The organism is Paenibacillus sp. PCH8, assembly GCF_002968835.1.
In the GTDB taxonomy this organism is placed as follows: Bacteria; Bacillota; Bacilli; order Paenibacillales; family Paenibacillaceae; genus Paenibacillus.
Genome location: NZ_PKQK01000003.1, coordinates 892595 through 907601, shown reverse-complemented (window position 1 = coordinate 907601; position 15007 = coordinate 892595). Strand labels below are relative to the sequence as shown.

The following is a 15007-nucleotide window of genomic DNA, read 5'->3' as shown; positions in this document are numbered from 1 at the left end:
CAGGAGCAGGGTGTCATGTATACTGGGATATATAATCCATTGGGTTTTGTGCTTCTAAAATTTGAACTTTTTAGCGGCAGACGTTTTCTTTGAAGCTTAAATGTGTTAATATGAAATATACTAACAAAACGTAAGTTGAGTGATCTCTAAAGAGGTGATTAATGTGGAAGGCCAAGACTTGCGGATGTGTCCGCGTTTTGAGACGGCGTTTTCTTTTTTGGGCAAGCGCTGGAATGGTTTGATTATTCAAACATTGATGAGTGGTGCGAAGCGATTCAAGGACATCTCCAATCTGATTCCGTCTATGAGTGACAAGATGTTATCGGAACGGATGAAGGATCTGGAGAGTGAAGGTATTCTGGTTCGTCACGTCTACCCCGAGACGCCGGTTCGTATTGAATACGAGCTGACAGAGAAGGGCAAGGCACTACAGCCGGTCATGAACCAAATTCAAGACTGGGCTGAGCACTGGGTTGACTAACGTATAGTATTCTCACGTGTCCCTTGAAATAATGAACAAAAACTCCTGGTTTCCGTAGAAATCAGGAGTTTTTTGTCTTAGGTGTAGCGTTATACAATATAACGGAGCTGGGCGTTTTTCTCCTGGGCGTGCACATGTTGTCATGAGTTGTAGTATAATCTAAGAAAATGGCCACAGACGGCCGGAGCGAAGGAGGCCACTTGTCATGAGAGAAGAAAGCTTATCCCGTGAAGTACGCTACGGCAAGCAAGATATTGCGGAACTTGAGAGCGCATCCATTCAGATTCATCTGATATACAAAAAAGCTGCAGAGTTATTCAAGCGCACCGCATATTCCCGTTCAGTTAAGGATGATCCTGCTGACGTTAATATGTATTCTGTGAACAGTGATGGTCAGGGATTAGCTCCGGTGGTGCTGCAAAAATGGATTCAAACATCAAGAGGCTGGAAATGTATCGGATGTGAGCTGAGAAAACCGAAGGGTGAAATCTCTTCCACAGAAGAAAGCATTCCAGAAAAGAAATTGTATCTTGATGTGGGAGAAGGCCGAATGGTGCAGGCAGAGATGTTGATCCAGGCGGTTGTCTGGTCTCAATATGAGAAGATTCGAATGTTCGCACCCTGGCTTGGTGATGACACGTTCTATACCATGCAGGAACTGGATGTCATTGCCCGTTATATTGTTCCTACGTATTTCTCGGAACGCCCTTTGCATGAACAAGGCAAGGTATCCAAGGTACACCAACAATATGGTCAGATTCCATTATATCAGGAGTACGTGGACGCCCCTTCTTGCTGTGTGCAGGTGGATGGCGGATTGCTAGAAGGCCGATTGTTAACGGGAGTATATGTGTCTGAGGAACAGTTCTTCGGACTCAATCCATATCTGAAAGATGGAGATGGAGGCCGGACTTACATGCAGGTTTTTGTCCAGTAACAACGTATTCAACGAGAATGGAATAATCATTCAGTTTAGAGAGCCTGCGCGCAGGCTCTCTTTGTTGTACAAGCCCTGAATGCATGTTACAGTCCGTAAAAGTAACGGCTTTGACACTTTTTTTTGTTGAACATTGTGCCATAATAGAGGTTATGGACAACAGGGTGAATGATTTTACGCAGGGTGGTGTTACCTACATGAAGAAGAAAATCCCCGGTTACATAGGTGTTTGTTTGCTTATTCTGGCGATTTTGGCTGGTTGTAGCGAGACACAGCCTTCCGAGCAGCCGATTGTGAAAGAGACGGAAACAGCCAATACAATTACAGTAGCTGTAGATGGTAGCACGTTTTTGCCTGATGCAACGAAGTCGATTAAGCGAGATTTCAGTGAAGGTTTGACACTCAAAAAGGCACTGTTGAATAGTGGACTTGTTGATTTTACAGCGGATGGCAAACGGATTCAATCCGTTGGTGAAGTCTCATTGGATTCATCGCTTAGCTGGGCTGTCAAACTAAATGGCAAGGATATTGAACAGGATTATTGGGATATGGAGCTTCATGCCAAAGATGAAGTGATCATTTACGTGAAAGCCGCTGACAGTGGGGGAGACGGCGTTGCCTATCAGACAACGTTACTCAAGGTGAGCGGTGGAAATATTATGCCAAATCTCAATCGTCAATATGCCGGAGTCTATGTTCAGGAATGTACGGTTCGCGATGTATTGAAATCCAGTGGAATTGTGAGAATGTCGGAGAACAACAAATTTGTGGTTTCGGTTGAAAATGTCACCCCTCGCATGAATCAACGTTGGGTGATCATGGTGAATGAGAAGGAATTGATGGAAAACGGTTTGGATATGAAATTAAATCCACGTGATGCGGTGAAGCTTGAACTGACCAATGCATCCTAAGCATACAAGGAAGGGGCTGTCTCAAAAGCCCTTAAAAAGCGTAATGTCAAAAAGAAATAACACTCATACGTTCAAAAAAGGACAAAGCAGAGGTTTATCCTGCTTTGTCCTTTTTGCGTTTTTCCGTCATTGCGGCTTTTTTAAGCAGATTGTGGGCAAGGCAAAGCCACCCGACCTCCAGGCTTACTTTTTGCAAGCCGCGAAGCAGGAATCTTCGGAATCCCCGGTTGTTTTTGATTTGTCCAAACACACTCTCCGGCTCCGTCATGCGCCGAACGGAAAGGGTGTATCCTTCCTCACTGCGCAGTCGTTCCCGCATCTCGTTTTTTTGCCGCATATAGGTCAGACTGATCGCGATCTCCCGATTTCCTTTGGCTTTGGTGCATGTTGCTTTCAGAGGACATGCACTACAATCTTCACTTCGATAATGGCGGGTACGAATCGTGTAACCACTTTCCGTGACCGTCTCGCTTTCGTACCGAAAACGTAACGTCTTCCCGGCCGCACAGCTCCATGAATCTTCCGTTTCGTTGTAGCTCCAGTGATCCACTTTGCCAATCGCTTGCTGAAAGGCCCTCGTTTTCTCCTTATGGTACGTCCCGTATTTGACGATCGCTTGGATGTTGTTCTCTTCGAAATAGCTGTAATTTTCTTCGCTTCCATATCCTGCATCGGCAATGACAGTCTTCGGTTTTTTGCCGAGCGTTTCTTCTAAATGATCGAGATGGGGCTTCAGACATTTCGTGTCTGTCGGTCGCTGGTGCACCGTGTAACCCAAAATAAATTGGTTTTCCGTTCCAATCTGCACATTGTACCCTGGCTTCAATTGACCATTTCGCATATGATCTTCTTTCATTCGCATGAACGTTGCGTCCGGATCGGTTTTGCTATAGCTATTCCGCTCCCCTGCGGTTTGGATCTGGTGCTCATACTTTTGCAGCCGCGGTAGCAAGTCTTTGCGTAACTGGCGCACGGCTTTCTTTACGATTTTGTTTTTCGGTTTTTCTTGTAAAGATTCCTCCAGTTGCTGAACCGCTTTTTCCACCTTTTCTGCCGTGAGTGCGGAAGCTTCCCCGAGCTCAGGGAGGTCTGTACCCGCGTGGAGCGCATCTTCTTCACTTTCGGCCGCTTCGATGGCTTGGAACAGGGTATGTACTTTTTCTTGCAGCTTGGCCTGGTACTTGACGACAGCCTTTTTCCAGACGAAGGTGTACCGATTCGCATTCGCTTCAAGCTTGGTTCCGTCCAGAAAGTAGTGTTCCAAGGATACGTATTGCTCCTGAACAAGCAACTCCAGTATATGGGTAAACACGGTTTCCAGCACTTCTTTCATCCGCTCGGAACGGAAGCGATTAATGGTCCGAAAATCCGGCTGTTGTCGCCCGGCGAGCCACATAAACATGATGTTTTCCCGAACCGCCTTGGCGATTTGTCGGGAAGAATAGATTCGCTGGGTGTAGGCGTAGATGATGATTTTAGTGAGCATTTTGGGGTGGTAACTATGGCGGCCCCCGCCAGGATACGCCGCATTAAAAATGGAATCGCTCAGGCGGTTGACTGCGTCATTCACGACACGAACGATGTGATTTTCGGGGATATCTGTCTCCAAATCCATTGGCAAGAAAAGTTGATCCATGGTATATTGAATGTACAAAGAAACCGTCTCCTTTCAAATGGTGGGTCGTACTTCCATTTTACCAAGGAGCGGTTTCTTTTTGTTTTACAATTTAGAAAACAGGGCTGTCCCTAGCCATTTTTATGACTTATGGGACAGCCCCTTATTTTCATTTGAAATTATGGAAAACACGATATTGGATGAGGATGAATTAAATACGACAGATCTCGTTTGGACACAGTTCACAGTGGCAGATCCCTTGCAGTGTCTTCAGATCTTTGATGACAATCATGCCGTTGTCATATTCAATCGCATCTTTTTTGCGAAGATCACTGAGCATACGGTTCACACTTTCTCGGGTTGCTCCAATCATATTGGAGAGGTCCGTGTGGGTGATTTTTTTGTGAATAATGACATGCTCCCCATGAGGCTCGCCATAAGAATTCGAAAGCCGAATAAGGGTGGAGCACAATGCACCCGGTTTGCCGTACAACATGAGATCCCGGAACTTGGTCTGGGTTAGTCGGTGGTGGATGCCCATCCATTTCATAAAGTCAATCGCAAAATCACAATGCTGGCAAATCAGCATCTCCAGGTCTTTGTGTTCCAATACACCAATCTCACTATCTTCCAGCACTTCCGCTGAAAAGCTGTGTTTGGAGCCAAAGAAGGGGTCAGCCTGACCGATCATATCACCGGACTGATACATGTACATGATTAGTTCCTTGCCCTCATCGGTAGATTTGGTAATCTGGGCTCGACCCCGCTTCATATAATAAAGTTTGTCGGAGACGTCGCCTTCCCAGTACAGGTGGGTGCCTTCGGGATAGGTTCTATCTTTCATCGTCACCAGCAGATGGTTGAAATTTGTTTCCGAGAAACAGTTGGTATTTCCGCGTTTTTCCAGTACACTCGTTAGTTCTCTCATAAGTCTATCTCCCCTTTGTCTCCATCGGACGACCTTCTGTAGCTTGCATGTGTCTCCGAGGTTCGCCGCAAACGGTTGCCGTCCTGGATCAGGGTCATCTCGGCCGGGAGGAAGGACGGTACAAATTGCGGTGGTTCAATTTTTAAGTTCAGTATATACCTAATCTTACCGTTTGGGGGGCATGGAAAGGGGGCAAAGATGGCGAAATTTCAAACATTGTGATTAAATTCACTTTTTAGGGGGAATGATGTGTTCAATATACCTGCATTTCAAATAGGAAGTGGAATCAACTTGTTATCAGACATTACGAAACTAAATTTAAATTCGTTATACTTTGTGAAAAAAATCACATTGTGATTCTTTTCACTATGGTACGATGTGAATGTAAAGAAGAGAGACAAACTAATACGAACCTTTAGGAGGATGAGGGAGATGGCTGTAAAGAATGAAGTCGCCCCAGCAAAAGAACCGACAGCAGGTCAGTATATTCAAACGTTAATTGACAAAGCAAACAAAGCACACGCAGCATTCATGTCCATGGATCAGCAGCAGATTGACCGGATTGTGCAAGCAATGGCGCTTGCAGGACTGGATAAACATATGATGCTCGCGAAGATGGCGGTAGAAGAAACGGGCCGCGGTGTGTATGAGGATAAAATCACCAAAAATATATTTGCTACAGAATATGTGTACCACAGCATCAAATATGACAAAACCGTAGGTGTAATTGAAGATAATGAATATGAAAGCTTCCAGAAAATTGCGGAGCCGGTTGGTATCATCATGGGGATCACCCCGGTAACGAATCCAACATCAACGACGATGTTTAAAGCATTGATCTCCATCAAAACACGTAATCCGATCATCTTCGGTTTCCATCCATCTGCACAGAACTGTAGCCGGGAAGCCGCTAGAATTCTGATGGAAGCGGCCGTGAAGCACGGTGCTCCAGAGGGTTGTATCCAGTGGATTGATGATCCTTCCATGGATCGTACAAACGCCTTGATGAATCATAACGATGTAGCTCTCATTCTGGCAACAGGGGGATCAGGCATGGTACGTGCAGCGTATAGCTGTGGTAAACCTGCACTGGGCGTAGGGCCAGGTAACGTACCTTGCTTCATCGAGAAAAGCGCAGATATCAATCAGGCGGTTACGGATCTGATTCTGTCGAAGTCCTTCGATAACGGCATGATCTGTGCTTCCGAGCAAGCCGTAATTATTGAAGAACCTATCTTCGATCAGGTGAAGAAGAAAATGATCGCGAACGGCTGTTACTTTGTTAACAAAGATGAAGCAGCGAAATTGACAGCAGGTGCCATTAACGTTGAGAAGTGTGCAGTGAATCCAGCAATTGTTGGTCAATCTGCCGTCAGCATTGCGAAATTGTGTGGCATTGAAGTGCCAGCAGGAACTAAAATTCTGGTGGCCGAGATTGAAGGGGTAGGTACGAAATTCCCATTGTCTGCTGAGAAATTAAGTCCGGTACTGGCTTGTTACAAAGTTAAAACGGCAGCAGAAGGCATTGAGCGCGCAGCAGAAGTCGTTGCTTTTGGCGGCATGGGTCACTCTTCGGTCATTCACTCGAACAACGAAGAAGTGATTGGCAAATTCGCAGATCGTTTGCAAACTGGACGTATTATCGTGAACTCACCTTCGACACATGGCGCGATCGGAGACATCTACAACACGAATATGCCATCATTGACGCTGGGATGCGGATCATACGGACGTAACTCGACTTCTTCCAACGTAACCGCTGTGAACTTAATCAATGTGAAAAGGGTGGCTCGCCGTACCGTGAATATGCAATGGTTCAAAGTGCCGAACAAAATCTACTTCGAAAAAGGGGCAACGCAGTATCTTGCCAAAATGCCTGACATCACACGTGTTGCGATTGTTACGGATGCCATGATGGTCAAACTCGGCTATGTGGAAAAGGTTGAACATTATCTGCGCCAACGGCAAATGCCGGTAGCCATTGAAGTATTCTCAGATGTAGAGCCAGATCCATCCACTACAACGGTAGATCGCGGAACTGAAATGATGCAACGTTTCCAACCGGACTGCATTATCGCACTCGGCGGTGGTTCGCCAATGGATGCTGCCAAAGCCATGTGGTTGTTCTATGAATATCCGGACACAGACTTCAATGATCTGAAACAAAAATTCATGGATATTCGCAAACGTATCTACAAATACCCGCGTCTCGGCATGAAAGCGAAATTCGTAGCCATACCAACTACATCCGGTACAGGTTCTGAGGTTACATCGTTCGCGGTTATCACAGATAAAACACAAGGCAATACGAAATATCCACTGGCTGACTACGAGCTGACGCCAGATGTAGCGATTGTTGATCCTGAGTTCGTATATACATTGCCAAGAGTAGCAGTTGCCGATACAGGTATGGATGTATTGACTCACGCAATTGAAGCTTATGTGTCTGTCATGGCAAGTGATTATACCGATGGGCTTGCGATCAAAGCCATTCAACTGGTGTTCCAGTATCTGGAGCAATCGGCACTGCAAGGTGACAAACTGGCACGCGAGAAAATGCATAATGCTTCGACGCTTGCTGGTATGGCGTTTGCCAACGCATTCCTGGGCATTAACCATAGTTTGGCGCACAAATGGGGCGGACAATATCACACTGCACACGGACGTACTAATGCCATATTGTTGCCACACGTCATTCGCTATAATGCGAAAAAACCGACCAAATTTGCATCGTTCCCGAAATATTCGCACTTTGTAGCGGATGAGCGTTATGCCGAAATTTCTCGGATTCTCGGATTGCCTGCTCGTACGACAGAAGAAGGGGTAACTAGTCTGATCAATGCCGTTCGCAAAATGAACAAAACACTGGGTATTGAGGAATCGTTCCAGGAGATCGGATTTGATGCAAAAGACTTTGAAGCACATGTGGATTATCTGGCTGATCGTGCCTTCGAAGACCAATGTACAACCGCCAATCCGAAGTTGCCGCTGGTGACTGAACTGGCTGATGTATACCGCAACGCTTTCTACGGAAAGTTTGAATAACAAATAGTACAGCATAACAAACCATTGGTTAAAGGTTGAGGCAATGTGTTCAGGGTTCCCCGAGAGGGGAGCCCCGATTGCCGTATTTTCACACGATGACGAAGAGGGCAGAAAAACGGAGAAGCGAAGCAACCGCTTTTTCAGGAAACAGTTTTAAGACCTTGTTTGCTCCGGGCATGAGGAGCAATGGGTTCTATAGGGGCTACACGGAATCCGTGATGTGGCGGTTTGAACGAACCCTTTACACGACAACGGAGGGGCAGAAATAACCTGAAAAAGCGAAGCTTGCGTCTTTGAAATAGATTTTGAACTTTATTGTTTTATCAGTTGAACTACACATGTAGACGATAACGGAGAGGAGAGAAAAAACCTAAAGAAGCGGAGCGTTCGCCTTTATCACTGGATTTTCACCTTTGAAAAAGTGAATCAAAAAATCCGGGGATAACAGTGATCGGAAGGTTATTCTCTCCTTGCAGTGGTCAGAATACACCACCTATGGGTTTATTCGCTTTTCAGTAAATTTAAATAATGAACAGCGATTGGAAGGTTGTTCTGCCACGCAGTGATCCTGTGTAAAGCTCCGGTTCAATGGGACACAGCGCAGGTGGAGTGAGTTAGTTCACTGACTTTGTGACAAAAATCACAGATGATGAAAGCACCAAGTCGTATACTGAAAATGTAAGAAAAACATTCATACCGCGGTTCCGGTTCCCAAGTAGAGAGAACATGTTCCGGTTCATGTGAAACAATTCACATTAATCGCGGCTCTGGGCACACAACGATACGATGAAGCAATATGTTATGGGTCCAGAAAATCCAAATTAGTGGAGGGATTACGATGTCGGTGATTGAAAAAGATGTCAAACAACAAACAGGCTGGAGAAACTTTACCAAAGGAACATGGACGAAATCCGTAAATGTGAATGATTTTCTGGCACACAACTTGTCTCCGTATTACGGCGACGAAGCCTTTCTTGCAGGTGCTACCCAGAATACCAAAGAATTGTGGGATATCGTATCTGATCTAACCAAAAAAGAACGTGATAACGGCGGTGTCCTTGACGTTGACGTGAACACACCAGCTACGATTGTATCTCACCAACCAGGTTATCTGGATCAAGCCAAAGAGCAGATTGTCGGTGTTCAGACCGATGCTCCATTCAAACGTTCCATTCAGCCATACGGCGGAATTCGCATGATGATTGATGCATGTGAAGCATACGGTTTCGAAATGCCTCAAGGCGTCATTGATATATTCACAAACATTCGCAAAACACATAATCAGGGTGTATTCGATGCTTATACTTCCGACATGCGTGCAGCGCGTAAAGCAGGGATTATTACAGGTCTGCCAGATGCTTATGGCCGTGGCCGGATCATTGGTGACTATCGCCGGGTCGCTTTGTACGGGGTAGACTTCCTGATTCGTAACAAAAAAGGCGAATTGAATGCCCTTGAAGTCGATGTCATTGATGAAGATGTGATTCGTCTGCGCGAAGAGTTGTCCGAGCAGATTCGTGCCTTGCAAGAACTGAAACAATTGGGTGAAATGCATGGTTTTGATATTTCCCTGCCAGCGGCAACAGCGAAAGAAGCGTTCCAATGGTTGTACTTCGGTTATCTCGCTGCGATCAAAGAACAAAACGGAGCTGCAATGTCACTGGGACGTGTATCCTCTTTCCTGGATATCTACATTGACCGTGATTTGAAGGAAGGTAATCTGACAGAAGAGCAGGCTCAGGAATTGGTTGATCATTTCGTGATGAAACTGCGGATTGTCAAATTCCTGCGTACACCAGACTACAACGAACTGTTCAGTGGAGATCCAACGTGGGTGACCGAGTCCATCGGCGGTATGTCGGTTAACGGTGAGACACGCGTAACCAAGAGCAGCTTCCGTTTCTTGCATACCCTCCACAACCTGGGTCCTGCACCAGAGCCGAATCTGACTGTACTGTGGTCCACTAAACTTCCGGAAGCTTTCAAAGATTATTGCAGTAAAGTATCCATTGAAACCAGCTCCATCCAGTATGAGAATGATGATCTGATGCGTCCAATCTACGGTGACGATTACGGTATTGCCTGCTGTGTATCTGCCATGAAGATCGGGAAACAAATGCAGTTCTTCGGCGCTCGTGCCAACTTGGCGAAAGCCCTGCTGTATGCGATCAACGGTGGACGTGATGAGAAGTCTGGAGCGCAAGTAGGACCTGAATATCCTGCCATCACAAGTGAAGTGCTGGACTACAACGAAGTTATGAAACGCTTCAAACCGATGATGGGTTGGTTGGCGAAACTGTACATGAACACCCTTAACGTCATTCATTATATGCACGATAAATATAGCTACGAACGGATCGAAATGGCATTGCATGACCGCGACATCGTACGTACGATGGCTTGCGGGATTGCGGGTCTATCGGTTGCAGCGGATTCACTGAGTGCGATTAAATATGCCAAAGTAAAACCGATTCGCAACGAACAAGGCATCGCAGTTGATTTCGAAATCGAAGGCGACTTCCCTTGTTATGGTAACAACGAAGACAGTGTAGACAGCATTGCTGTTGAACTGGTTGAAAGCTTCATGGGCATGATCCGCAAGCACAAAGCATATCGTAATGCGGTACCAACGCAATCTGTTCTGACGATCACTTCCAACGTCGTATATGGTAAGAAAACAGGTACGACACCGGATGGTCGTAAAGCAGGTGAGCCATTTGCACCAGGTGCGAACCCAATGCATGGTCGTGACAAAAAAGGTGCACTGGCATCCCTCGGCTCCGTAGCCAAATTGCCTTATGAAGACAGTCTTGATGGTATCTCCAATACCTTCTCCATCGTGCCAAAAGCATTGGGTAAAGAGGAGAATACACGCAAATCGAATCTGACTGCGATGCTGGATGGTTACTTCGGTCAAAATGCACATCATCTAAACGTAAACGTATTTGATCGTCAGCAATTGATTGATGCGATGGATCACCCGGAAAACTATCCGCAACTGACTATACGGGTATCCGGTTACGCGGTTAACTTTATCAAACTGACACGTGAGCAACAACTGGATGTAATTAACCGTACGTTCCATGGTTCGATGTAACGAAGCAACAAGCAGAAGGCCGCTAGGAAAGACATTCTAAGTCATATTAAACGCACAGCGGATGCGGACACAGAAAGGAAGAGGCAACATGGTTAACGGACATATTCATTCACTCGAAACTTTCGGGACGGTTGACGGACCAGGCATCCGCTTCGTGCTCTTTATGCAAGGATGTCTACTCAAATGCCAGTATTGTCATAACCCGGATACCTGGGCACTGGATGGTGGCAGAGAAATGAGTCTGGAGAAGGTACTGGAGGAAATTGAGCCGTACCTCTCCTACTACCGCAGCTCTGGCGGAGGACTTACGGTATCAGGTGGAGAGCCCACGTTACAGTCTCACTTTGTAGCTGAGTTGTTCAAGGAAGTTAAGCGCCGCTGGGGGCTTCATACCACACTGGACAGCAATGGTTTCAATGAACCGGATCGGATTCATGATCTGTTGGATCACACGGACCTCGTTTTACTTGATCTCAAGCATATTGATGATGAGAAACATATCGAGCTGACAGGTAAATCTAATGAGAGAACATTGAATACTGCAAAGTGGCTCTCTGATAATGGGCGGAAAATGTGGATTCGTCACGTATACGTGCCTGGCATTCATAATGAGGAAGAGGATTTGCTTAACCTCGGACGATTTATTGGAACGTTAAATGGGGTCGAGAAGTTCGAAATTCTTCCTTATCATCAGATGGGTGTTTATAAGTGGGAAGCCATGGGTAAAATATATCCGCTGGACGGCGTTCCTTCTCCAAGCGAAGAAGAAGTGGAGCGGGCGTATCGCCTGATCGATCAAGGTCGCCAGGAAACAGCGGGTATGGCTTGTTCCGGTAAGTAATCCAACCTTCATATATAACGTACAAACCAAGAGCCAAGCAGTCCTTGCGAACATACTTCGCAGGGGCTGTTTTTTTGTTTCTCAACATATGGCAACGGTGATTATGGGTCCAGTGAAGGATTTTATCCCTCCATTGATGAATTGTCATCCTTACGATGTAAGCTCCGGCTTTTTATAATCAGAGTGTAAAGCCAAATGCTCAATATCTTGAGGAGGGTCAACCAGATGAAAAAAGGAATGACATTACTGCTTTCATTATTGCTTATCACTTCATGGACTTTGGCAGGATGTGCAAGCTCAAGTAACGAGCCACAGCAGGGCGCGGGTAATACACCTGCGGGAGAGACAAGTAAGGAACCGATTGAGATGCTTCTCCGCCACACGCAGGTGGGGGCCGACAAACAGAAAAGACTGGCCATCCTGCAGGCCTAGAATCCGATGTGAATCGCAAAGAGAAGCTACGGGGAGAGATGGCAGCAGTGGCGGATGATCCGCAGAAGCTGGAAGCCGTGAAAGCTGTCCATTTACAGTAGACTTATTGAATCAATTTATCTCTCTGCGGTATGGTGCTATTGGCCATCTCTTGGAGAGATTTTTTTAGGAACTTCTATTGGGTTTAATTGGAATCTAATACTATTAAAGATTATTGATAGATAACTATTTTCATAGTATTTTCCTTCTATTCAAAGTTTACAATTCTCATTACATTTTTTTAGCAACTTTTCCCGGTTGCAAGCGTCTAATCATATGACTTTTTGAGGGGGATCTTTATAAAATGGAAGCAGAAGGAGCCAAAGACACAGAATGAATTTGAAGAAGAAATTATCCATACTTACCGCTTTTGCTGTTTTTCAAGCGTTTGCAGTGATTCCTGCGAATGCACAATCAGCCGTTCAAAGCGATACTACACCAGTGAACACAGCCAAAGTGAAATCCGTTGAGGTAGTGAAGAAGGAACAAACTATCGCGGAATCCGAAGTGAAATCCGGATCAGACACTGGGCCAACCAATAATGAAACGACCGTAGAAACTAATCCTGAAACGAACGTTCCTACAGGAACAGACGTCACTCCGGTTCAGCCTGTTATTGAAACGCCTGCAGAAACGGATGAAGAAGAAGCACCAGCACCAGCACCAGTCGAAGTGGAGCAACCGTCTGCAGGAGGTTCATCTGTAGCTGGACGCGCGGGTGGAGATCTGACGCTGTATATGAACAGCAACAAAATGATGCAGGATGGCAAAACATATTTGGCCGGACAGCCAATGGCTGTAAAAAACGGTGTATCCTATGTAGCGATTCGCGCTCTGGTTGATCGAGTTGGTTATGATGTGAAATACGACAACACCACCAAAGAAACGATCATTATTAGTGGGGAAGATGAGCTGCGTTTCAAAACGAACAGCACAATCTATACCGTTAATGGTGTGTCTAAATCGATGAAGGGCCCTGCGTATCAACAAAAGAATACGTTCATGGTGCCGCTGACATCTATTACGCAGGCTCTGAACATTACGTATAAAGTAAATCAGTCTGCCAAAACCGTTGTACTGAATCTGAATACCAAACCGGTAGCCAGCTTTACGGTACAAAAAGAGGTTTTTGCCGGGGACCAAGTAACATATACAACCAGATCCAGTTCTCCCAAAGGTCTCAGCATTGTAGATGAACGTTGGACAGGCCGTCAGGATTCATTCGACCAGCCAGGTACATATACGGTAACCTATGCGGTCCAGGATTCAAGCGGACAATGGAGTGATCCGTACGCGGTTACCATCAAGGTTGAAAGACCAAACTTGCCACCTGTGGGGATGTTTACAACGGACAAAGAAGAGTACAAGATGGGTGAGAAAATCACCTATATTAACCAAAGTACTGATGATGAGAATGCAATCGTAAATACAGAATGGGACAACAATGCACTCGCATTTTTCGTTCCAGGACCTAAGACCGTAACGATTAAAGTTACTGACAAACACGGTGCGAGCAATAGCTACACCAAGACCATTAATATTACGGGCGAAACGCTGTACAGTTTGTCTGACTTCAATCAGCTGTTCACACCCGTTGGTGAGAAATTCACCTTCGACGGTGGAGGAGTTCCGGCATTGGAGAAAGTACCTTTCACCTACTATGACGAGCCGAGTCTGCTGATTCGCAGTAACAGCCCGGAAACCGTTAACAGGGAAGGGATTGTGTACAAGGAATCTTCCTTTGGACAGACTCGTTTCATGATTCACCATGTAAACAATACGGGCAAAAGCGTGAAAATGTATGTTGTGGCTACAAACAACAACGCATACACGGCGTCCATTGATCAGCAAAATATGGGCTTTGCAGGGCCGTCACCATTCGCAACGGTAGCTGGTAAGTTATCGATTGACCGTTGGTTCCAGTCCATGCAGAATGGTACCGGACAAAAGAAAGTATATATCCAGCCTGGAGAGAGCAAGCTAATTCTCAATGACCTGAGTGTTCTTCCAATGAAACAGGGACAAGTCATCTCCTTGTATTCGGATGTATTCAGTGACTATGAACTGGATTACAACATTATCATGATTGAAGAGAACAAAGATCCGATGGTCGTGTGGTCGAGTCTGCCGGTTCTGGATCGTGATGGCGTTCATAACCGCGGAACGTATCCGAATGCAACACGGATTATTACGTATGATCAGGAAGTAGGATCGAAGCCGGTACGTCTTCCGCTCGGAGACAATGCCAGTGATCCGAACTTGGTGGGTACGGACCCTATGGCCTTTACAGAAGCGTCCAACGCAGGTAACTTCGGTGTGTTGTACAAAATCACACTGAACAATGTCGCTCCGCGTACACTGATCTCATTCAACCCTCGTGGTGGAAGATATTCAGGAGTTGCACTTGTGAATGGACAGGTCGTTCAGATTTCGACTGGGAAATCAGTCACGGCACCTAATGAGCAAAGCGTTATGTATCGTACAGGCTCATACGGCGAGAGTGTAACGATTCTCTTCTCGGCAGCACCAGGCAGCAACTTGCCTGTTAACCTGCTGTTCACGCCGCTTCCGACTGAAAAGTAATATCTTATCACTGCACGGACGGTTTGGAGTGAAAGCTTATATCATATACCCGTTCACCCCAAAAGTCGCCCGAACGATTGACCATCTAAACCGTCAGG

Annotated in this window: 10 protein-coding genes; 8 read left to right on the top strand and 2 right to left on the bottom strand. The window is 45.9% G+C overall.

Features of this window, described 5'->3' with window-relative positions; all coding sequences use genetic code 11:
- The first annotated feature begins 184 nt into the window (after positions 1-184).
- The 3 genes from C0Q44_RS21445 to C0Q44_RS21435 all read left to right on the top strand — a co-directional run bounded on the left by C0Q44_RS21445 (position 185) and on the right by C0Q44_RS21435 (position 2329).
- On the top strand, positions 185-481 hold the full coding sequence (locus tag C0Q44_RS21445; RefSeq protein ID WP_181151119.1) for a winged helix-turn-helix transcriptional regulator: 297 nt from the start codon (positions 185-187) through the stop codon (positions 479-481).
- 205 nt (positions 482-686) lie between these two features.
- The gene (locus C0Q44_RS21440) at positions 687-1418 is read left to right on the top strand and encodes a hypothetical protein (RefSeq protein WP_105409244.1); all 732 of its coding nucleotides are present in this window, start codon (positions 687-689) and stop codon (positions 1416-1418) included.
- 197 nt (positions 1419-1615) lie between these two features.
- Complete coding sequence (locus C0Q44_RS21435) at positions 1616-2329, top strand: hypothetical protein (RefSeq protein WP_146113490.1); 714 nt, start codon at positions 1616-1618, stop codon at positions 2327-2329.
- Positions 2330-2423: 94 nt separating this feature from the next.
- Here the strand turns inward: C0Q44_RS21435 and C0Q44_RS21430 are convergent, their stop codons facing one another.
- Both C0Q44_RS21430 and C0Q44_RS21425 read right to left on the bottom strand, forming a co-directional pair.
- A complete protein-coding gene (locus tag C0Q44_RS21430) occupies positions 2424-3983 on the bottom strand; it encodes an IS1182 family transposase (RefSeq protein ID WP_105406768.1) in 1560 nt (519 codons plus the stop codon).
- 172 nt (positions 3984-4155) lie between these two features.
- A complete protein-coding gene (locus tag C0Q44_RS21425) occupies positions 4156-4872 on the bottom strand; it encodes a Crp/Fnr family transcriptional regulator (RefSeq protein ID WP_105409242.1) in 717 nt (238 codons plus the stop codon).
- A gap of 432 nt (positions 4873-5304) precedes the next feature.
- Here C0Q44_RS21425 and adhE point away from each other — a divergent pair, with 432 nt between their 5' ends.
- The 5 genes from adhE (at position 5305) to C0Q44_RS21395 (ending at position 14909) form a co-directional block, all read left to right on the top strand.
- The gene (gene adhE / locus C0Q44_RS21420; protein WP_105409241.1) at positions 5305-7917 is read left to right on the top strand and encodes a bifunctional acetaldehyde-CoA/alcohol dehydrogenase; all 2613 of its coding nucleotides are present in this window, start codon (positions 5305-5307) and stop codon (positions 7915-7917) included.
- 838 nt (positions 7918-8755) lie between these two features.
- Positions 8756-11014 carry a formate C-acetyltransferase gene (gene pflB, locus C0Q44_RS21410; protein WP_105409239.1) on the top strand — a complete coding sequence of 753 codons (2259 nt, stop codon included), beginning with the start codon at positions 8756-8758 and terminating at the stop codon, positions 11012-11014.
- Positions 11015-11102: 88 nt separating this feature from the next.
- Positions 11103-11855, top strand: a complete 753-nt coding sequence (pflA, locus tag C0Q44_RS21405; protein WP_105409238.1) for a pyruvate formate-lyase-activating protein — start codon at positions 11103-11105, stop codon at positions 11853-11855.
- A 225-nt stretch (positions 11856-12080) separates the two neighbouring features.
- Complete coding sequence (locus tag C0Q44_RS21400) at positions 12081-12287, top strand: hypothetical protein (protein ID WP_181151107.1); 207 nt, start codon at positions 12081-12083, stop codon at positions 12285-12287.
- Between the two features lie 372 nt (positions 12288-12659).
- Complete coding sequence (locus C0Q44_RS21395) at positions 12660-14909, top strand: stalk domain-containing protein (protein ID WP_105409237.1); 2250 nt, start codon at positions 12660-12662, stop codon at positions 14907-14909.
- Positions 14910-15007: the final 98 nt, after the last annotated feature.